The following is a 21,193-nucleotide window of genomic DNA, read 5'->3' on the forward strand; positions in this document are numbered from 1 at the left end:
CAGGTGGAGGGGTAATATATCAGTTTAGTTTATGTCGTATGCCAACATGTCGAGTCTCGACATATATTCTGTCGACATATTAGCAGAAATAAATCTGCGTGTCAACTGTTTTTTATTGCCAGCGACGTAAATGCCATCGACGTAGAAACGTGTCCGTTTGCAGATGCTACAGACTTCCTGCACACAGCAGAGCACAGCGGTTGATCCCGGCTATGCCGGGAGCTTTTAAGAATCCCGCATATGACCCTGCCGAAACTCACCAGGAGTAAGACCTGTCATGGACTTAAACAGCGTAGTAAAATACTGTACACTCTGATATCCCAGTTCATCACAGATTTCATAGATTTTCTTATCCGTACTCCATAACAGATGCTTCGCCTTTTCTATCTTCGCGCTTTTACAGTAGTCCACAAAAGACATACCTACTTCATCTTTAAATAATCTGCTGAAATAGGATGGGCTTAAGCCAACTGCATCCGCGGTGTCTGTCAGAGTTATATTAACAATATGGGAATTGATGTATGCTTTGGATTGTTCGGCAATCCGGCTGTATATCTCTCCGCTCCTAGCCTCCATAAGCGCTGCCGCCTCCCGGTGTATCCTGTAAAATGCCTCATGCAGTGATGCAAGATCCTCATTTCTCCCCAGAGCTCTATAAAATTTTCTGCATGCATCCATCAGACTTTCCACTTTAATGTTATATTCCTGCATAACATGAAGTACAATCGAGAGCAGCTGATGATATACCATACTTGCATAAGTGTCTGCCGGATCATTCAACTCTGTGAGTTCTTGCAGGGTCTCTCCAACCAGCAGATCGGCTTCATTCACTGCTCCAAATAGAAGTTTCTCTTCATACCGGGCAAGAAATCCGGTAATGTCATCCAATAAACCTTCTCTGCCGGTTTCCCTTACAGGTTTTCCGGGAACCTCTCTTCCCAATTTAAATCCAACGTTTTTTTTCAATTGAGATTCTGCCTGCTTCAAAGAAACAGGAAGTTCACCGGGGGTATCCACAGGCTCACCAATACCGTAGTGCAGTACCGTTTTTTGTTTCTGCCGCACCATATCACGTAAAAAATGGCATATCGTCTGCAAACTGGGACTAATTTTTTCTTTTTCAAGTCCGGTCGAATACAATACCTGTATTTTCCCTATCCGCATATCGCTTGGCAGCATATCATAATCCTGTTTAACCAGATCTGAGAGCATCTCCAACGTTTGTTCTTTCACTGCAAAATCAAACAGCAGCGGATCACTCTCCTGACTGTCTATGAGACTTTCTATTATAAATGCGCCAAATTTTCGGTTTTTGATACGAAATCCGGTTTTCATCATTGCTTTCTCCAGCAGATGCTCTGAAACTGAAATCCCGTTCATCCACATTCTAATAATATATTCAGAAACAAAACCTCGGTTTTTCCGATAAGCCTTCTCCAGATATTCCTGATATTCCCTCTTTTCCCTTTTCTCATTCAGGCGTTCTGTACTCATACAAATTTCACGTATCAAATCCTTTGGCTTAACCGGCTTGACAAGATATGAAGCAACATTCAGACTGATAGCCCTTTTTGCATAAGAAAATTCCTCAAAAGCACTGATCAGCAGAATTTCCGAATCCGGCAATTCTGTGCGTACTTTTTCAATAAATTCCAGGCCGTCCATTCCGGGCATTCTGATATCCGTTAAAATTATCTCAGGCCGTTCCTGACCACATATGTCCATCGCTTCTAAGGCATTGTACGCAGCAAAAACTTCTTCAATATCATATTGCCGCCAGTTAATTCCATGAGTAATTCCTTCTACCATATTAGGTTCATCGTCTACCACAAGCATTTTATACATTATCTCCCCCAAAATCCACTTATCTTGCTAACACCTAATGTTATTCAAATACAGATCCTGGATTGTCGGATACTTTGTAACAAGGATCAGCACGGTTGTACCACATCCTTTTTTACTGTATATCGACAGGCCGCAGGATTTTCCATAGCATATTTTAATCCTCTCATTTACATTGGATAAGGCATAATAGCCCTTTCCATCCGTAGATCCCTTCTCCAACACCTCTTTTATTTCTATCAGACGTTCTTTATCAATTCCAGCTCCATCATCTTTGATCAGAAATACTAGACGGTCTTCTCTGCAAAAACCTTTGATAAGAATATTGGTATGGCCGCAGACTGGCTCTGTTCCATGAATAATCGCATTTTCCACCACAGGCTGCAGCATATGATTCATTAATTCCAGATCAAGTATGGAGTCATCCAGATCAAACTCGCAGTCAAACCGTCCCCGGAACCGGATCTTCTGGATTCTCACATACTGTTTCAGATTCTCCATCACACTTTTTACACTTATCATCATCTTTCCTTCATTTAAAGATAGCTTATAATAGCCGGCAACAGCGTCCACAAGATCTTCCAGCTCCTCATAACGGCCAAGCTGCAGCATCCAGTTCATGTTATTAAAAATATTATATATGAAATGAGGATTGATTTGCGCATGCAGAAGTTTCAGTTGTGCATCCTTATGCAGCAGCTCCAGGCGAAAATTTTCATTGAACAGCCGGTTGAGTTCTTCCGCCATATCATTAAACAAACGGAATATATGGCTGAACTCATCTTTTCCCGCTTCCAGTACTTCCACCTTAAAGTTACCGTGTTTAAGGCGCTCCATCTGATCTGCCAGTTTCTTCAACCGGCCAAACAGTCCGTGCAGCACTATGCTTACTGTAATACCTGCCATAGTCAGGTTCAGAAGTGTGAGTATCAGAAGGTAGCGGTCCAGCTGGCTCGCCGGTCTCATCAGTTCCTTTATGGAACAGAAAGAAACCAGGTTCCATTCCGGATAAGGCAGCCACGAACGGCTGAATATATATTCCTCACGTCCGATCTTCTTATAAAAAAGAGCATCCTCTGGTGAGTAATCGTTTATAAATGCCAGGTCTGCCAGCTTCGCCTCCGCATCAGCAGCCACCGCACCCATCAGAATCGCACCACCTTCATCCGTTAAGATATTATTCGGACCATCCATTCCGGCCAGGATTGCAGAAAATCGAATACAGTTGATATTTACCGCAACAAAACCGATCTTTTTGCCCAGAACCGAAGAATATAGAGGACGCAAAATTGTAACCTGATCCTGACTGCGTGTGTTCCAATAGTGTATATGTTCTCTGTAATCAGTCGTTACCCTATTTTTAAAATCCTGTTCCATGAGCGCATTAAACCACCCAACGGTATCTGGATCCAGTCTGGATGTGGCTCCGTAGTCGCTGGTAAACAACATTTGATGTGGCTCTATATATATATCGATCGCGTCCACCATATCGCTGGATGCTCCAATGGTTTTAAGCAGTTCATCAAATTTCCGGATCTCCATTCGATCCATCTGTGCATCCTCTGTCTGTGCATATGTCTGAAGGAAAGCATTGGCTGTAAATATAGAAGCCACATTATCCGCATTTTCAAAGATCAGTTCCACATATTCGCGAATGTGAAATATATTATCTTTCATGTCAGATGATACGATGTCCCGGATATTCTTCTTATACACCACTGAGAAAATCAAATAAAAACATACAGTGCTCATAAGAAATGCCGCACTTAACAGCAGCATTATTTTCTGTTTACTGCTCAGAGTTTTTCTGTCACTCATAAACTCCCCCCTCGTATGACTTTGTCTCTTAAAACGACAGTAAACCCTGCCGCAGGCATACACCATACGGCAGAGCTACTCATACCAGACTATTACTGATTCGCGTTCAGTTCCTCCAGCATCTCGTCACCTCGTATGCTCTTCCAGAACCCTTCATAGCTTTTATAAGCATCCTCCATACTCTCATTACCCAGCACTATGGAAACTACCGTTTCATTCATCGTGCTCGTATACGTGGCTACATTTTTATCATACAGATCCGAAACGCCCAGAGTAATGTTATACTTAGGTCCGATCGTTCCCGGAGCCTGGCTGATTTTCTGAATATCTAGCTGTTTCGGATAAGCCTCATCCGTAATACCTCCCCATTTAAAATCCAGCTGATCCACGACCGGAAATGCCAGCGTCAAATTTCCCACATTAATGGAATAGCCACTGTCAGCCGCGGCGGCTGAAGGGGTAATCACCCCATTTTCTACCGTATAATGTACGCCTTCCACACCCACTCTCGTCATCAATACCCCTTCATCTGTAAAGAATAGCCATGATAACACTTCCATAGCTTTCTCTTTATGCTCGCTTTTCGCAGAAATGCACAAACCGTTTTGAAAGGATTCATTGAGATTTCCCTTGTGTCCATTCGGCCCCTCCAGAGTATATATCGGAATAAAATCCGTATAGGCATCTACTCCTTCAGATTGTGTCAGATAATACAGGTAATTATAGAAGTAATCACATACTGCCGCCGCTTTTCCCGTAAACACTTTTTCACGCATCATAGAATTTTCGTTCGTAATGAACTCCCGATCCAGAATGCCCTGATCGTACAAGTCTTTGATATATAAGATGGCCTCTTTCATTTCCTCTGTTTGAAATCCATCAATATATTTTCCGTCCTCTCCCTGTACAATGCCCGCATACGCGCCGAAAAAATTATAAAACAGCTGAAAATTGCCAAGAAATTTTGGGAAAGTGAACGGAATCATCTCCGACTGATTCACCTTTTTCATCTCTGTCACAAACTCATCTGTCGTCATCTCATCTTGTATATCTAACCCATACCGATCAATGGCATCTTTACGGACCCAAATAATTTTATTCATGGGTCTGTCATTAGGTACGCCGTACAGTTCACTCCCTACCTGAAAGGCAGAAAGATCAAAGTCCTTAAGCACATCAAAATTAGCATCCTTTTCCAGATATTCATTCAGAGGCGCCGCATATCCGCGTATACCGTACAATGGGATATTATCCTGTGCAGACTGTACCACGTAAATATCAGGGATCTCTCCAGATGTCAGCAGCACGTTCAGACGATCCTGATAATCACTGGATGGGGGAGAGATCATTTCAATCTGAGTATTGGTCTTTTCTTCGATCACCTTTTTAAAGGCTTCCATCATTTCGGAATCGATGCTCTTGCCCCAACTGGTCTGCGGCATACAGAGAGATATTTTTACAGGCTCCTCATCTCCTGCCTGGCTATTTTCATCTTGCATCCGCACAGTCTCAGTGTTCCCTGTCATTGCGTCCGTTCCGTCGGCTATTCCTGCCCTGGTATTGTCTTTAACGCACCCCGCGAACAGAACTGACATGCATAATACAATCGTCAAAAGGAACGCCACCATCTTTCTCTTCATATCCAAACCTCCTTCATCCTTTCACAGATCCCAGCATAATGCCGGATATAAAATACTTTTGTATAAACGGGTACAGAACCAGTACGGGCAGCATTGCCACCACCATTACTGCCATCTTAAAATTATTAACAGCTACCTGTGTAGTCACTTCGGATTCACCCTGAAATATCAGCTGCCTTAACAGTACCTGTAACGTATATTTCTCCCCCTTATTAATAAACATTACCACCTCGAAGTACCGGTTCCAATGGCCAACCGCATAAAACAACGTGACTGCTGCCAGAATTGGGACCGATATTGGCAACACAATCCGGATCAGAGTCTTCAGCTCAGAGCATCCGTCCAAACGGGCGGATTCGATCAAGCTTTCCGGAAGTGTTCGGAAATAATTCCGCATTAGAATCAGGTTATAGGTCCCAACAGCCACCGGAAATATTAATGCTCCATAGCTGTCGATCATTTTCATATCCCTTACCACCATATAAAGCGGAATAATTCCCCCATCCAGAAACATGGTAATCAAAACCGCATTCATTAAAAAACTACGGAACATCAGCCTTTCCTGGGAAAGGGCATAGGCCATCGTAGTTGTCAATGCCATGGAAAAAGCTGTAGCTGTCACAGTGATTCCCAGCGAATTTAAAAATGCCCTCATATATCCATGACTTTTGAACACACGGATATAACTTGAAAAATCTATGGCCTCTGGTATCAGCACGAATCCTTTCTCCGCTGCCAGCTTATCCGGTGACAGCGATGTAATTACCACCATCCACAACGGTACTGCAATCATTGCACAAACCGTCAGTATAAATATCATATTCACCGCTTTAAAAACTTTACGTGACCTGCTCTCTCTTAGTTTCATAAAATGTCTTCCTTCAACACTTTTTTGCTGAAAATATTGCAGGATATAATCAATATCAGGCTCACAGCTGATGTAAACAGTCCGATTGCTGTCGCATATCCGATATCGCCTCTCTGCATTCCTTCAAAATAGGAATAAGTTTTCAGCACGTCCGCCACATTTTTTACCGAATCATTCATCATAACAAAAATCTGTTCAAACATCTGCAGTACTCTGGATACTGTTAGAAGAAGCACAGTGGCAACCGTGCTGCGGATACATGGCAGCGTGATATGCCACATTCTCGCTATATACCCTGCTCCATCTACAGCCGCAGCCTCATAAAGCTGGGTATCCACCGTGGAAATGGCTGCTATGTATATAACCGTACCGTATCCAACCTCCTTCCAGACCTGTGATCCCACCAGTACTCCACGGAAATAACGGCTGTCCGCCATAAAATAGACAGGTTCCTTTCCAAATACCTGAAGAATCTGGTTTACAATTCCATCAGAAGGAGACAGCATCAGCGTGAATATACCGCCTACCACCACCCAGGAAAAAAAATACGGAATGTATACGGTGAACTGTACAACCTTCTTCATTTTTTTCCCCAGCTCATTCATGGATAGAGCCAGCAATATTGGAAGCGGAAAGTAGATCACTATATTATAAAAACTTAAAATCATGGTATTCTTAAAAGCCCGAAGGAAGTTGGGCGATAAAACCAGCCTTCTAAAATTATCCAGTCCGGTAAAAGACGGATTGGCGGTGGTACCATAATCAGTAAAGGCTTTGCTGATATACCAAAGCGGAAAAAACTTAAATACGGCAAACCATACAACCCCCGGTACCACCAGAAGAAAAATATATTTCTGCCTGCAAAACTTTTTTAGAAATAACTTCATTAAATGTATCCTCCCGGTCTCGCATTCAGCCATCCCCTGGGAGGACGCCGGCCGGCCGTCCACCCCGAAACACTGTAACTATACCATGCTTCCGATTTCTGAGACAACATAACATAATTGCCATTTCTTCCGTTTTCTTTACCTGATTAAATCTCCCATATAAAAAAAGAAAAAGAAACCCTTTTAACTGCTGGTATATTGAGATACATTTCTTTATAATGGACGTAACAGCTATCAATTATGTCCGAATGGAGGAAATAATGAAAGAGAATGTCAAACTAAAATGGCTTAATGCGCACGGCCAAATTCTGCCGATCACCTGGGGCGTTCCCTGGAAAAAAGGAATGCTGGAACCGGGGGAACTACCTGCTTTAAAAGATAAGACGGACCATCTGGTTCCATGCGGGTGCAGAGCCACCGCTTATTGGCCGGACGGTTCTGTCAAATGGACTGCTCACAGCGCACTTCTGGACGGAACGCAGGAGTATTATCTGGATACATCCTGCTGCTCGCAGCCTTACACAGAATCCGTCAGATTAAAGGAGGAAACCGGCGGCATAATCGCAGACTGCGGTCCTCTTATTTTAAAATTTTCTAAAAAAGGGCGGCGGCTCTTTGAACTTGTTTCACTGTACGGTGAAAACAGTCATGCCGCCTGCGGCATCACCGCCCATGCTCTGCGCACGGAGCGCTCCGGTACAGTAATGCAGACCAGAACTGACCTGTGCAGCGGAGAAATCACCGGCGCTGAGATCGAAACGGATGACGGAATGCACTGTGTGGTCCGCAGCTGCGGCGAGATACGCTTAAGCGAGGATATTCCGCTTCTTACATTCATCCTTCGGCATTACCTGTATGCAGGCTGTGCGGATATCAGAGTAGTTTGCTCCATACAGTGGACCTGCCCGGACGTCTCCGTCAAACTTGCCGGATTGAAACTGGATTATGATGTTCCAATAGACGGGGAGCTTTACAATCGTCACATCGCATTTGCAGGCGAAGATGGACTGTTTCTGGAGGCAGCACGTCTCCTGCACTGCCAGCATGATCAGGGCGCCAGATTCCAGCGTGAGCAGCATCAGAACCGCCCGGTAATTCTTACCCCGCATAATGAGAATGAAGAATGGTTCACCGAACATCTCGGTGAGGCCGCCATTTGGAATCATTACCGCTTGAATCAGCATTCCGAACGCTCCTATTTCATAGAAAAAGCTACTCATACCGGCTGCTGCCGCATACATGCGCATTCCGGCAGCCGCAGCAGCGGCTTTTTATACCTGTGCGGAGAAAAATATGGCGTTTCTTTTTCAGTCAGGGACTTCTGGCAAAAATATCCTTCCGCTTTAAGCGTAGACGGTCTTGCAGAAAATACCACAGCAGTCGGTCTCTGGCTCTGGTCGGATGAAGCGGCTCCCATGGATTTCGCGCCCTACGATGACCGCGGGCATGGGTTGCAATTTGCCTATGAGGGCAGCTCTCTGGGGAGTGACCCTGCGGGCATCGGCAATACTTCCGAAATATTTATCCGTTTTTACGGACAGCCCGTGACAAAATCAGAGCTCTATGCTCTGTCCCAGGATCTTCAAAAAGACCTGTATCCCATATGCTCTCCTTCCTATTATCATGACAGTCAGGCTCTCGGCGTTTGGGGACTGCCGGACAATTCCGCCGCTGCCCTTCCGTTTGAACATCTTGCAGACAGCCTCCTGCAGTTTTATAAGGATGAAATAGAACGCAGAAGCTGGTACGGTTATTGGAATTATGGGGATGTGATGCACTCCTATGATGAAGTACGCCACACTTGGCGGTATGATTTCGGCGGATGTGCCTGGCAGAATACGGAGTTTGCTCCCAATCTGTGGCTATGGACACATTTTCTTAGAAGTGCTGATCCGGTCGCATTTCGGTTAGCCCGCTCCATGACCCGCCATACAAGTGAAGTTGACTGCTACCACAGCGGCCCTTACACCGGTATGGGCTCCAGGCACAATGTGGTTCACTGGGGATGCAGCTGCAAGGAAGCCCGAATCATGATGGCTTTCCTCCACCGCATCTTTTACTATCTGACGGCTGATGAACGGATCGGCGAAATCATGGAAATGACTGTGGATGTAGATTACCGTGTTCTGGAAAAGGATCCGATGAGCATGTACTATCCCGAAGCAAAGCAGCATGACATTCATGTCAGAAGCGGTCCTGACTGGACTGCCTTCGCTTCTAATTGGATCACTCATGATGAGCGCACAGGAGAACATAAATATCTGAATAAACTGAAAAAAGGGATGGATTCCCTGTCCGCAGATCCTATTGGACTGATGGCGGGCCCAACCTTTCTGTATCATCCCGATGATGGCCATCTGCATCCTATGGGGGACAACAATTACCACTACCATATGATCATCGCCCTTGGCGGCGGTGAAGTTCTGTTTGAACTCATGAACCGTTTTCCGGAAGACAAAAAATTCCAGGAAGCCGTGGCCAGGCTGGGTACAGCTTATCCAATGGCAGAAGACGAGGTGAACAAATTTACATTCGGTCGGGTAACAGATAAACACTGGATGGTGTGGACAGTGCCGGTTCTAAAGATCATCGCATTTGCCGCGGCATACTATCAGGACAGGGAACTGGCTGATTATGCCTGGAATATGCTGCGCCGGGAAGCAGATACCATCAGCGAAAATGGAATACTTAAAATTATTCCGGTTCCCGCAACCGAATGGCCGGGAGCTCTGGCAGAATGTATCCCAACTCCTGATGCATCTGTCAGACAGTTTACAAATAACGCCGGTCAGCTCGCACTGACCTATTTTCAGATGCTGGAACTGATACCGCCCAGTCATTAATGCTGTAGTGATATAATCGCGAATGAACTGCAAAATTCATCCGTTTATTCATAATTTACCGCAAAATCATCATACTAACACTGATACGGACGTTACTGTTTAAATGTAAGCAAAACAGTACGCCATAAATCTGAATAAACGGAGGGAATCCAAATGACATCCGACGCATGTTTACTGAACGATATTTACCAGAATGCACGCATGGGCATCCAGTCCATTCCTCAGCTGATCGAGATGACCGACGACCAGAAGTTCCGGGAAGTCCTGAAAGATCAGATGGCCGAATACCAGACCATCGCATCCACGGCGGAAATCATGCTGGCACAGCGCAAGGAAAAACCGGAGGAGATCGGCAGCATGGCAAAAATCTCATCCTATCTGATGACCGAGATGAAAACCATGACCGATAAATCGGTCTCCCATATGGCGGACATGATGATCCAGGGCAATACCATGGGCATGACCGCTATCATCCGCAACATGAGAGAACATGAGGACGCGGATATCGGGGCAACATCTCTGGCGGAAAAGCTTTTGGCTACGGCAGAGCACAATGTAAGTGAAATGAAGAATTTTCTTTAACTGTTAAAGACGTGCGCCAGGCGCACGCATAAGAGGCAGGGCCCAAATTTCATGGTTGAAATTTCAGGCCCTGCCTTTTACGCCGGAATACCGTTCACGGCACATTTAATCACTGCAGCCTCCAGAGGTTTCAGAGTCATGGTATGATCCACCTGTCTTCGGCCTATCATATCATATCCCGGCGGGACAGTAATCTCCTGTTCTGTATCTGAAAAATTAATGAAAAACCAATACCGGCAGTTTCCCTTCTGCCTGACAGACAGATCCACTCCGTCAGGCAGCAGCGCCCTGTCGCATGTCAGGGGCTTTTTTCTGAACAAAAGCCTCCCATACAGTTTCACAAGGAATTCCGGCTCGGCATGTGCCGCCAGATACCAGGTCTCCCCCATTCCAAAGCGGTTTAATGTCAGTGCCGGCGTATCCGCATACCAGTCTCCGTCATAAACCGCGCAGCACTCCGCGGTCTCTGTATGGATCACCTCGCAGAAATAATTGCAGCTCCAGCTCCCGTTAAGCCCCAAATCATTGTCCGGCAGCATGCGGATTCCATTTGTTTCCTTGGGATACAGGGTATCCAGTTCCTCCGCCCACACACCGGCAAGCGCCCTAAGCGGCCCCGGAAATCCCCCGGTGAAGCACAGATCCGACGCATCCACTATTCCGCTAAAATAGGTGAGTAAGAGAATTCCACCAGCTTTCACAAAGGTTTCCAGCTTCTCCTTAAGCCCGTCCTTAACCAGATAGAGCATGGGCGCAGCTACCAGCTCATATCCGTTAAGCGGCTGCTCCTCATCCACCAGATCCACGGTAATCCCATATCTTCTAAGCGCGGCATAGTGTTCTCTCACAGTGCTTTCATACTTTTTATCCTGTCTCGGTCCTTTCGCCCCTTCGATGGCCCAGCGATTATTCCAGTCATACAGAAGCGCAGCTTTTGCCGCACATTCAGAGCCGGTTATTTCTCCTATTTCTTCCAGAAGTCCGCCCAAACAAGCCACCTCGTGAAAGATCCTCGTCTTCTCATGGCCGGAGTGTCCCACCACCGCCCCATGAAATTTCTCATATCCGCCGCGGCTCTTCCTCCACTGAAAATAAATGACCGATTCCGCTCCGTGAGCCACCGCCTGAAGGCAACCAGCCAGATGCATCCCGGGCCGCTTAGGCTTACCCACCTCTGTCCAGTTTGTCATGGAGGGGGTTGTCTCCATCAGTAAAAAAGGGAGGCGTTTTAAGGATCTGGCCACATCATATTCAAACGCGGCGTTTACGGCCACCTCGCGGTCCGGCGCACTGCCCCACTCCGGATAGATGTCCAGGCCCGCTATATCCAGCGACGGCCCCAGCCTCGGATAATCCACTTCAATAAAACTTCCGATCATATTTGTAGTTATAGGCACATTTGGCGAGAAGCGCCGCACGGCGCCGATCTCCAGATCCAGAAATTCTTTCGTCTGATGGGTCACAAATCTCTTCCAATCCAGCTCCAAGCCCTGCAGTGCCTTCTCCCCTCTAAAAGACGGCGAAACGATCTGTTCCCAGCTCGTATAGGTCTTTGACCAGAAGGTGGTCCACCATGCATGGTTCAAACGTTCCAGCGTGCCATATTTACTTTTTAAAAAATTCCTGAAGGCAGCCTGACACAGGGGACAGTGGCATTCCCCATGGTACTCGTTGGAAATATGCCAAGCCTTCACTGCGGGATGGCATCCGTAGCGCTGTGCGAGCATCCGGTCTATACGGGATGTCAGTCTCCTGTATGCAGGTGATGTGTAGCAGTGGTTCATCCGCATGCCGTACAGGTTTCTGTGCCGGTCCTCTCCCATGCGCAGGACCTCCGGATATTTTTCGGCGAGCCAAGCTGGCCTGGCTCCGCTGGGCGTGGCCAGGATCACTCCGATGCCATTCTGCCAAAGCCGGTCAATCACAGTGTCCAGCCATTCAAACTTCCATAACCCTTCTTCAGGCTCCAATGCCGCCCAGGCAAATACCCCCAGCGTGACGGTGTTTATATGTGCCAGCTTCATCATCCGGATATCCTGTTCCAGTATTTCCGGCACATCCAGCCACTGCTCCGGATAATAGTCCGCTCCGTGCAGAATCCCCTTCCTGTTCCATACCGCCATATTTTTCTGCCTCCCAAGTCAGCCCAACTCTATCCGGCCAAGCGCTTTCCCAGCGCCCTCGATACCTGCAGCAATTGCATTAATATTATCGTACTCCTTTGTATGTTGATTAAGCAGGATCAGCGTGTCATATGGGTTTGAATCGAAAATGCGCAGCCCATAGCAGCTAATGAGCGGTGCAACATGAATGATATCGGCTTCCCCGAATCCTTCCAGATTCTCCCTCATCCAGTCGCGCAGCCTATATGCCAGAATCCTCAGCCCTGCACGGGCATCTGAAAGTGTAAAACAGTCCACAGCCTTCAAATCAGCCGACAGGCCGTACAGCACCGTCTCGCCCAAACACCTGCTGTGCAGGAAAAGCAGCCGCTCTGTATACAGCTTTAAATCTCCCCGGTCTGCAGAAAAACCGCAGACGACGGTTCCTGTCAGGCTTTCTCTTGTTTCCTCCAGGATGGATGCGGCAGCCAGCCTTAGACTGTCTGTTCCAATCCCATTGAACTTCACGCCGGCGACTGCACATCCTCTCCCCTTTTTCCAGGCAAGTCCGGCCATGCAGCCTGCTTCCGTCAAATCTGTACCGTCTATGACAACGGAAGCCTCCACATTCAGCCATCCGTTTTTCGTACAAAAACGCAGCCCTGCCGGGAGCTTTGAAGAAGCGTCTTCCCTCCACAGCATATCGGCCGGATACACATGGGTGAGAACCGTGACTCCGGCCGCATCCAGCATCCGCCTTAGCACCACTTTCAGTTTCTGATCATTAAAGAGCGTACAGTCCTCTGTGCTTTGCCCCGGCTGCTCTGAAGCATCCCGCAATATATTCTCCGCATACTCCCGAACCTTCGCAGAATCTGCCTGCTGCAGCGGTATATAGGTCATGAGTCCTCCGGAAGCCATGCCTCCAAGAGCACCACCCTCTTCTGCCAGAAGGACCTTTTTCCCTTCCCGGGATACTTCCAGTGCGGCAATACATCCTTCCAGACTGCCGCCAATTACCAGAACATCACACACAAATGTCTGTCTTTCCTTCATTTTTCTCCTCTCCGATTTCCCCATTGCCAGCCGGCTCTCCCGCCTCGGCAAGCAGTCCCAGCTCTTTCAGCCTTTTTTCCCCGCCAAGCCACACATCCTGTTCCAGCAGCTCTTTCTGGAGTTTATGGATATCAAGGCTGCGCACCGTAATCTTTAAGCGGGCGGCCAAAGCTGCAGCAGCGCCCGCCGCCTGTCCCAGCGCCATGCCCGCGGACTGATACCGAAGCATCGTCTGCGGCACTGCAGATACACCTTTTCCGCTGGCAGCCAGCAGGTTCTCCACTCCTTTAGGTACCATTACCCCAAAAGGTATGTCCACGGTGGCCCTGCTCACAAATTCTCCGGTGCGCTTAAAATTCATCTGCCGGGGCCTGCAGGCAATCACATCCGGGGCATAAATATCCTCTTCCTTATCCGCTGATTTAGCATAGCGAGGATCGTCCGTCAGACCGCGCAGGATATTGTATTCAATATCCGTCCCGTTAGCAGTGGGATCGTCCGACACAATCTTATCCGCCGTTGTATGTTCATCCTTATCAAAGGTTATGCTGCCTTCGATTCCTCTGCTCACCCTAAGCGCCAGCTCATCTGAGATCTGTGCCACATATGCATGCTCAAATCCCGGAATATTTTTCACCATGAAATCAGCCACATAATAGACAGCCTCATGGGCCCTGCTCTCGGCATCTGACAGCACGAACGGATCCAGAGAACGGATTCTCCACATCTGTGAATTGATCACCGCCGTGTCCGTGCCTTTCCTTCCGATAATACAGCAGGAATCCATCGCGAAGATGTCACCGAGCTCTCTCTTGAAACGCCCTTCCTTTATCGCATCCTGGAACAGATCCCAGTCTTCACCTCCGGAATGCGGAAAATACAGCACATCCCGTTCCAGCCATACCTTCTCAAACTCTTCAAAATTCTTCATTGCATCAATTCCGACCGGAAATGTTTCGGGATGATTCTTAAAATGCCGATACAGTTTCTCCAGATCCACATTGGCAAACTTAAAGGTCAACGTGGCCATGCCGCAGGCATATCTGACCGGAGCGTCAGCTCCCCATGCCATATCGCACTCGCCGGTGGTATCCACCACCTGCTCTGCCCGGATGAGCGCAGGGCCGTCCGGAGTATTGACATATGCTCCAGCCGCTCTGTTCCCAATCCTATACGGTTCCATAGCCATGGTCCGGTACAGTACTTTTACGCCGTAATCCGCCATCATCTCGTCAAAGGTCACCTTCATCTGCTCCGGATCATGCACCAGCCGTCCGTCCGGATACTGCCACCTTTCAGCCGCCGCATTTTTCTTCACCATGCGCTGCATCCATTCCAGTCCTATGCCCCGCATAACCAGACGGCCGTCCCTTGTCACATAATGATTATATACATTTGAAATCATGCTGGAGGCGGCAATTCCGCCCAGATAAGTCCCCCGTTCCAGGAGAATCACATCCGCACCGGCTTTCGCTGCACCAAGAGCGGCCGCACAACCGGCACAGCCGCCGCCGCACACCAGCACGTCTGCCGCCGCTATTTCTCTTATTTCTTTCATTTCTCTCATTTCTGCCTCATTTCCGCACATCCGCCGCGCAGCCTGATACCGGCCGGCGCGCTCCGGATCACTATTAATTTTTCATACCGGTCGTAGCTATCCCCTGAACGAAATATTTCTGCAGGAACACAAACAGGAGAACGACGGGAAGCAGGCTGACGCAGGACATGGCGATTATGCTGTTCCAGTTCACAACAGAATCCGCATCGATTGCCAGCCTAAGTCCCAGCGATACCGGATAAGCCTTCACCCTGTCAATATACAGCAGAGGGTTAAAAAAATCGTTCCATGTCCATACCGTCTGAAACAGGGCGGCCGATACAATCGGGGCTTTCGCCAGAGGCAGGATCACTCTGATCAGAATCTGCCATTTGCCCGCACCGTCAATATAAGCCGCCTCATCCAGATCCGCAGGGATTCCTCTGAAAAATTGCACCAGCAGATAGGTAAAAAAAGGATTTGCCGCCATGGCCGCCATTATGTAAAACGGAATATAGCTGTTAAGCCATCCGAAATTATTGAACAGAATATATCTGGGAATCATGATCACGGTATTGGGCAGCATCATGGTGGACAGCATCACTGTAAACAACACCTTTCTGCCTGCAAACTCAAAACGTGAAAACCCATAAGCCACCAGACAGGCGGATGCTGCTGTGAGCAGGACCGTAGGCGCCACCATCTTGCAGGAATTCAGCAAAAACAGAGAAAACGGCACCGCCGCAGTGGACTTCCATCCGTTGATGAACCCTTCCAACGTGAATTTCTCCGGCAGCAGCGCGATCGATGTAAAAATTTCCGCGTTATCCTTAAATGCGGCGAAAAACAGCCACAAAAGCGGATATCCCATTATGACAGCCGTCGCCGTAACAACGATATAGAGCCCAGCCTTCTTGATTTTTCGTTTTACCATGCCTTACACCTCATCTCCGTAATAAACCCATTTTTTGGACAATGCAAAGAAAATCAGAGTAAAGCTTATGATGACAGTAAATAGAATCCAGGAAAGCGCGCTGGCATAGCCGATCTTCATATCCCGAAACGCCGTGTCGTACAGGTACAGCGAATAGAGATAGGTCTGTTTCACAGGTCCGCCCTTCGTTATGAGATAAGCAGGTGTGAAGATCTGAATGATCTCAATCGTCTGCATGATCATATTAAAAAATATAATCGGAGATATCATCGGAAGCGTGATATTCTTGAATACTTGAAGAGGCCTGGCCCCATCTATTTTGGCAGCTTCAGTGATATCCGCAGGGACATTTTTAAGGGCAGCCAGAAAAAGCACCATCGGAGCGCCCATCTGCCATAAAGGCAGCAGCATCATTACATACAGCACCAGATCCGGATTCCCCAGCCAGTTAGGTCCGCTGATGCCGGCCGCTCCCAGGAGCAGATTCAACAGACCGTCCTTTTTAAATACATATTTCCAAAGAACTGCCAGCGCTACGCTGGATCCCAGTATGGAGGGCAGGTAAAAGACAGTGTAGTATATCCCCCTGCACCGTCTTAGCTTATTCAGCATCAGGGCAACTAACAGCGCGCTGCACAGCTTCAGGGGAACGGATATACCCGTATACAGCAGGGTCTTTAACAGCGAGCTAAGGAATGTTTTATCCTGTGTAAAGATGTTTTTGTAGTTTGCAAGTCCAGTAAAGCTGATGTGAAACATATCATAGTCCGTAAACGAATAGATCAGGGATACCACAAACGGATACAGCGTCAGTATCAGGAAACCGGCCAGCCAGGGTGCTATGTAGAGATAACCCAGATATTTATCCTTTTTATGCATAATTCATACCAAGCCTTTCAATGCCTGCCGCACAGCTGCCTTGGGGCGGCTGTGCGGCTTGAAGTGTACAGCATTCCAATCATCTGCCGCTTCCGGCCAGATCCCCCAGCACCTTAGTCAGATCCTGTATCATACCGTCGGAGCCTTCCGATGGCGAGGATACGCCGTAGATCACCTTTTCCATGTATTCCACAAATACGGCCTTAACCGAGGAATTCAGCTCATAAGCGCCGTTTTTCAGCGATATGGTATCGTTGGATATCTTAACCCCCTGTGACATTAAATCGCTTAGCATCTGATTGCTTTCCAGCGCATTCAGCGCGGTCCTGCTGCCCGGCACACCGCGGACTGTTCCCAGAATCAGCGATGCCTCTTCACTGTTTAGAAACCATTCCAGAAATTCTGCCGACGCTTTCTGATGGGCCGTATCCACATTTTTATTGATCGCCACCATCAGAGACGGACAGCATTCCTGGCCGGAAATCTCTGCATCCTCAAACATCGGCATGCCGGTTACGCCGTAATCATAGGACAGGCCTGCAATTTCCGTATCAATATTGGAGAAAAACAGGAATATACCTCCGATATTACCGTTTAACCATAGCGGGTTGTTCTGCATGGAATCATACAGCACCGCCTCTTCATAAGGCTGGGACACTCCTTCGTCAAAAATCTTCATAAAGCTTTCATACGCCTGTGTCATCTGTGATTCGTCAAACCCCAGGGTGAAATCATCCCGCACATCGATATCATTTGTGATCTGCTCCAGCATGGGCTTTAATATGTAGCGCAGATATCCGTCGGTCACGGATGTGGTCATATAGGCTTCGGGATTCTTCTCATGCAGCTCTTTGCCTATGCGTATAAAATCGTCCCATGTCTCCATCGCAAGATTCCCGTTTTCGTCACACCAGTCAGCCAGCAGCGACTTATTATACAGAAATACCGTGCCGTTATAGCCAAATGGCAGCACTACTGTCTGGCCATCCATGATACAGTAATCCGTCATCATCTGCTCTGGAACTGTAGTCAGGTCAATGCTGTCTTTATAGCTGCCAAAATCCGCAAACGCATCACCTCTGGCATAGAGCTCGGCAACCCAGCCCTGATCCACCTGGAAAAAGTCAGGGGCATTGCCGCTTGCCAGCTGCGTTACCAATTTTTCGTAGTAACCGGAAAAGCTGGAATACTCCGCCTCGACTGTCACACCGGGATGCGCTTTCTGATATACATCGATCGCCTTTAAGGTTGCCTCATGTCTCGCATCGCCGCCCCACCAGGAAAATCTGAGCGTAATTTCCTCCCCTTTTGGGGTCTGCGGCGCGTCTGTCTCCGTCTCTGCGCTGCTCCCGCTCTCCTGTTGCACAGATGACTGTTCCCCTTCAGTCTCTACAGTGGCCTTCTCGCCGCAGGCTGCCAGCGTTAACGTCAGCAAAAACACCATAACCATAGACAATACCTTCTTTTTCATTGATAACCTCCTCTTATGATTTTTTATTTTGCTGCTGTCTGCATTCTAACATCCGTCCCGCTTTTCTCACAGTTCTTTCCATTGACAAAACTTCTCATCACATGCTAACATGGGGAAAATGGTATCTTTATATGATATAAAGACTCACTAAAAGGACTGATGGGCGATGTATTCCTTGATTATTGTTGAAGATGATGATAATATCCGAAGTGGGCTGGTGCATCTGTTCCCATGGGAAGAAGCCGGCTTTGACGTCACCGGCGATTTTTCCAACGGCCAGACCGCATGGCAGTATATCCAGACCCATGACGGTATCACCGCGGTGCTCACGGACATCCGCATGCCGGTGATGGACGGATTGGCTCTCACACAGAAAATCTATGAAAATTTCCCGGATATCCATGTATTTCTGGTCTCCGGTTACCGTGATTTTTCCTATGCCCAGGAGGCCCTGCGCTATAACGTGCGCGACTTCCTGTTAAAACCTCTGCGTCACTCCGTACTCATGCTGGCGTTTCTTAAACTGAAGGATGAGCTGGACAAAAACGGCGTGGCAGAAGGGGAGTCCACCCTGTCCAATCAGTATTACGAACAGATTATCCGCAATGTCAAGGCATATGTGATGGAAAATCTTCGCTCTGCCAGCCTGGAAGAGGCTGCTTTTCTTGTGCATCTAAGCGGCGGCTATCTGTCCCGCCTGTTCAAAAGCCACACAGGGCTCTCCTTCTCCGAATACGTACTGAAAAAGAGGATGGAGCGCGCATGCGTCCTCTTAAACGATGCCCGCAACCGGATCTATGATATTTCAGACGCCATCGGTTATGACAATCCGAAGAACTTTTCCAGAGCCTTTAAAAACTTTTATAATCAGTCGCCAAAGGAATATCGTGAAAAAGGGGGAAATTCTTCATGAGAAGACACAGGCATATGCAGCAGAAATATTTTATCCGGCAGCTGACCCAGCACCTGTTTATCATCACGCTGCCAATTCTGCTGTTAGGCTGCCTGCTGACTGGTTATTCCCAAAACAAGCTGCAGCAGGAACTGGCCGTGTACGCGGAGCGCTCCAAGACCTATGTGCTCTATAATGTCACAGACCTGTTCGATACATTTTCCGAAGAGACCGCACTATTTTCGTCTTCTCCGACCATAGCTCTGTCCATCAGCAAACTCTTAAACCAGAAATCGCTGGATTACCGTGACAGCGTCTACAAATCCTTGATTCCGCTCATCATAAGCACCACCACTGACATCAGCAGCTACGTGGATTCCGTATACATATATTACGACAACCCATATGGCAACTATTTCAGCAGTTCTAAACAATACACCAGCATCGGCGCGCCCAACAGCACAGATACAGAGTGGCTGTCTGTCTATAAGGAAACGCCCGCGGATATCAAGCAGTGGATCGCCCTGCGCCAGGTCCGCCACTATGCCTTTGAGAACACAAAGGAAACTCTTTCCCTATTCCGCCGCTTTGACTATCTGGAGGGCGTTATGGTGTTGAATCTGGATGCCGCAAAGGTCTCCGCCATGCTGGACGCCAATCAGATCTATCCCGGAGCCTGTACGTTCATCACGGACGCCAAAGGCAATATACTGCTCGGCAGTGCGGGCTATGAGGCGCTGACCGGAGACAGCTCAAATACAGCGGCCGGACTGCTCTCCCCTAAGGATAATCCCTACGATACCGCCGTTTTGCAGCATACCCGATACATCTATTATACTTCCGCTATCCCCGGATATAATCTGGAAATGATTTCCCTGCTCCCTTCATCGGAAGTATTCCGGCCAGTCCATACACTGGTGATTGCCTTTGCACTCCTGACTCTCTTCAGCATCTTTCTAAGCTTCAGCTTAAGCTGGTCGGTTACCAGCAGCAATTTCCGCCAGCTTCACAACCTTCTGGAACTCTTTCACCAGGCGGAGCATCAGGAGCTGCCGGCCGAAACCTTCCGGCCGGATGCCCAAAATGAGTATGATATTATCTTCAACAACATCGTTCAGACCTTTATATCCACCAATCTGCTCAAGCTGAATCTGACCCAGGCCAAGGTGCAACAGAAGGACGCCCAGCTGGCCGCGCTGCAGCTGCAGTTGAACCCCCATTTCATTTTTAATACGCTGCAGACCATCGATCTGGAGATCCTCAAGTTCCAGTCATCCGATAACCATACCAGCCTGTTGATCCACAATCTGTCCGATATCCTTAAATACTCTCTGGAAAACACCTCCAAAACAGTGCATATCCGCGATGAAATCCGAATCTGCAAGGCCTATGCCGAGATACAGAAGCTGCGCTACCGCAATCCGTTTATCCTCTATTGGGATTATGACGAAAGGCTGCTGGAGCGCCCCATTATTCATCTGATTCTGCAGCCGCTGCTGGAAAACAGCCTGCAGCATGGAATAAAGGAAATTCCCCAAAAGGGACTCGTAAAGATTAAGATCCAGGAACGAGGCGGCAGGATTCATATCTATATCATAGATAACGGCATCGGCATCTCCAAAGACCGGCTGGACGAGCTTCGCCGGCTTCTTCAGGCGCAGGAACAGGTACGGACCAGTCATATCGGCATCTTTAACACCAATCTCCGCCTTGTGCTCACCTATGGGGCAGATGCGGGGATCGATATCAAAAGCCGGGAAGGCCGTGGAACCATCGTTCATTTCAGCCTGCCGTTATGCTGATCAACAGCAGTTGCTGCTGTTCACAGCTGCTGCAAGCCTC

General features: G+C 47.9%; 15 protein-coding genes. 4 read left to right on the forward strand and 11 right to left on the reverse strand.

Annotation, left to right across the window (positions count from 1 at the left end):
* Positions 1-225 precede the first annotated feature (225 nt).
* From DWZ56_RS00510 to DWZ56_RS00530, 5 genes are all read right to left on the reverse strand, one after another.
* The gene (locus tag DWZ56_RS00510; RefSeq protein WP_118554429.1) at positions 226-1,845 is read right to left on the reverse strand and encodes a response regulator transcription factor; all 1,620 of its coding nucleotides are present in this window, start codon (positions 1,843-1,845) and stop codon (positions 226-228) included.
* Positions 1,846-1,872: 27 nt separating this feature from the next.
* Positions 1,873-3,660 (reverse strand): cache domain-containing sensor histidine kinase, encoded by a 1,788-nt coding sequence (locus DWZ56_RS00515; protein WP_158584364.1) that lies wholly within the window; start codon positions 3,658-3,660, stop codon positions 1,873-1,875.
* 92 nt (positions 3,661-3,752) lie between these two features.
* Positions 3,753-5,300 (reverse strand): extracellular solute-binding protein, encoded by a 1,548-nt coding sequence (locus DWZ56_RS00520; protein WP_118554431.1) that lies wholly within the window; start codon positions 5,298-5,300, stop codon positions 3,753-3,755.
* 13 nt (positions 5,301-5,313) lie between these two features.
* Entirely contained in the window at positions 5,314-6,168 is an 855-nt protein-coding gene (locus DWZ56_RS00525) for a carbohydrate ABC transporter permease (protein WP_118554432.1), read from the reverse strand.
* Entirely contained in the window at positions 6,165-7,055 is an 891-nt protein-coding gene (locus DWZ56_RS00530; protein WP_118554433.1) for an ABC transporter permease, read from the reverse strand. Before DWZ56_RS00530 ends, DWZ56_RS00525 begins: the two co-directional genes overlap by 4 nt.
* 260 nt (positions 7,056-7,315) lie before the next feature.
* Here DWZ56_RS00530 and DWZ56_RS00535 point away from each other — a divergent pair, with 260 nt between their 5' ends.
* Both DWZ56_RS00535 and DWZ56_RS00540 read left to right on the forward strand, forming a co-directional pair.
* Positions 7,316-9,898 carry an exo-rhamnogalacturonan lyase family protein gene (locus tag DWZ56_RS00535; RefSeq protein WP_118554434.1) on the forward strand — a complete coding sequence of 861 codons (2,583 nt, stop codon included), beginning with the start codon at positions 7,316-7,318 and terminating at the stop codon, positions 9,896-9,898.
* 153 nt (positions 9,899-10,051) lie between these two features.
* Positions 10,052-10,480, forward strand: a complete 429-nt coding sequence (locus DWZ56_RS00540; protein WP_118554435.1) for a hypothetical protein — start codon at positions 10,052-10,054, stop codon at positions 10,478-10,480.
* 77 nt (positions 10,481-10,557) lie between these two features.
* On the opposite strand, the gene DWZ56_RS00545 is transcribed toward DWZ56_RS00540, so the two are convergent.
* From DWZ56_RS00545 to DWZ56_RS00570, 6 genes are all read right to left on the reverse strand, one after another.
* Entirely contained in the window at positions 10,558-12,603 is a 2,046-nt protein-coding gene (locus tag DWZ56_RS00545; protein WP_118554436.1) for a beta-galactosidase, read from the reverse strand.
* 18 nt (positions 12,604-12,621) lie between these two features.
* Positions 12,622-13,638: an FAD-dependent oxidoreductase gene (locus DWZ56_RS00550; protein WP_158584365.1), complete on the reverse strand. Its 1,017-nt coding sequence runs from the start codon at positions 13,636-13,638 to the stop codon at positions 12,622-12,624.
* Positions 13,610-15,205 (reverse strand): FAD-dependent oxidoreductase, encoded by a 1,596-nt coding sequence (locus DWZ56_RS00555; protein WP_158584366.1) that lies wholly within the window; start codon positions 15,203-15,205, stop codon positions 13,610-13,612. Before DWZ56_RS00555 ends, DWZ56_RS00550 begins: the two co-directional genes overlap by 29 nt.
* A 64-nt stretch (positions 15,206-15,269) precedes the next feature.
* Positions 15,270-16,109 carry a carbohydrate ABC transporter permease gene (locus DWZ56_RS00560; RefSeq protein ID WP_118554439.1) on the reverse strand — a complete coding sequence of 280 codons (840 nt, stop codon included), beginning with the start codon at positions 16,107-16,109 and terminating at the stop codon, positions 15,270-15,272.
* 3 nt (positions 16,110-16,112) lie between these two features.
* Positions 16,113-16,988, reverse strand: coding sequence for a carbohydrate ABC transporter permease (locus tag DWZ56_RS00565; protein WP_118554440.1), 876 nt, complete (start codon positions 16,986-16,988; stop codon positions 16,113-16,115).
* 79 nt (positions 16,989-17,067) lie between these two features.
* On the reverse strand, positions 17,068-18,459 hold the full coding sequence (locus tag DWZ56_RS00570) for an ABC transporter substrate-binding protein (protein WP_118554441.1): 1,392 nt from the start codon (positions 18,457-18,459) through the stop codon (positions 17,068-17,070).
* Positions 18,460-18,634: 175 nt separating this feature from the next.
* Here DWZ56_RS00570 and DWZ56_RS00575 point away from each other — a divergent pair, with 175 nt between their 5' ends.
* Both DWZ56_RS00575 and DWZ56_RS00580 read left to right on the forward strand, forming a co-directional pair.
* Entirely contained in the window at positions 18,635-19,372 is a 738-nt protein-coding gene (locus tag DWZ56_RS00575) for a response regulator transcription factor (protein ID WP_158584367.1), read from the forward strand.
* Positions 19,369-21,153 carry a sensor histidine kinase gene (locus tag DWZ56_RS00580; RefSeq protein ID WP_118554443.1) on the forward strand — a complete coding sequence of 595 codons (1,785 nt, stop codon included), beginning with the start codon at positions 19,369-19,371 and terminating at the stop codon, positions 21,151-21,153. The genes DWZ56_RS00575 and DWZ56_RS00580 overlap by 4 nt, the downstream gene beginning before the upstream one ends.
* Positions 21,154-21,193: the final 40 nt, after the last annotated feature.

It is taken from the genome of Lachnotalea sp. AF33-28 (assembly GCF_003477885.1).
In the GTDB taxonomy this organism is placed as follows: Bacteria; Bacillota; Clostridia; order Lachnospirales; family Lachnospiraceae; genus AF33-28.

Excerpts from the sequence above, each read along its gene's own strand:
- DWZ56_RS00580 (WP_118554443.1), top strand. The coding sequence starts at position 19,369 with ATGAGAAGACACAGGCATATGCAGCAGAAATATTTTATCCGGCAGCTG.
- DWZ56_RS00530 (WP_118554433.1), bottom strand. The coding sequence starts at position 7,055 with ATGAAGTTATTTCTAAAAAAGTTTTGCAGGCAGAAATATATTTTTCTT.
- DWZ56_RS00555 (WP_158584366.1), bottom strand. The coding sequence starts at position 15,205 with ATGAGAGAAATGAAAGAAATAAGAGAAATAGCGGCGGCAGACGTGCTG.
- DWZ56_RS00535 (WP_118554434.1), top strand. The coding sequence starts at position 7,316 with ATGAAAGAGAATGTCAAACTAAAATGGCTTAATGCGCACGGCCAAATT.
- DWZ56_RS00510 (WP_118554429.1), bottom strand. The coding sequence starts at position 1,845 with ATGTATAAAATGCTTGTGGTAGACGATGAACCTAATATGGTAGAAGGA.
- DWZ56_RS00520 (WP_118554431.1), bottom strand. The coding sequence starts at position 5,300 with ATGAAGAGAAAGATGGTGGCGTTCCTTTTGACGATTGTATTATGCATG.
- DWZ56_RS00560 (WP_118554439.1), bottom strand. The coding sequence starts at position 16,109 with ATGGTAAAACGAAAAATCAAGAAGGCTGGGCTCTATATCGTTGTTACG.
- DWZ56_RS00565 (WP_118554440.1), bottom strand. The coding sequence starts at position 16,988 with ATGCATAAAAAGGATAAATATCTGGGTTATCTCTACATAGCACCCTGG.
- DWZ56_RS00550 (WP_158584365.1), bottom strand. The coding sequence starts at position 13,638 with ATGAAGGAAAGACAGACATTTGTGTGTGATGTTCTGGTAATTGGCGGC.
- DWZ56_RS00525 (WP_118554432.1), bottom strand. The coding sequence starts at position 6,168 with ATGAAACTAAGAGAGAGCAGGTCACGTAAAGTTTTTAAAGCGGTGAAT.
- DWZ56_RS00570 (WP_118554441.1), bottom strand. The coding sequence starts at position 18,459 with ATGAAAAAGAAGGTATTGTCTATGGTTATGGTGTTTTTGCTGACGTTA.
- DWZ56_RS00515 (WP_158584364.1), bottom strand. The coding sequence starts at position 3,660 with ATGAGTGACAGAAAAACTCTGAGCAGTAAACAGAAAATAATGCTGCTG.
- DWZ56_RS00545 (WP_118554436.1), bottom strand. The coding sequence starts at position 12,603 with ATGGCGGTATGGAACAGGAAGGGGATTCTGCACGGAGCGGACTATTAT.
- DWZ56_RS00540 (WP_118554435.1), top strand. The coding sequence starts at position 10,052 with ATGACATCCGACGCATGTTTACTGAACGATATTTACCAGAATGCACGC.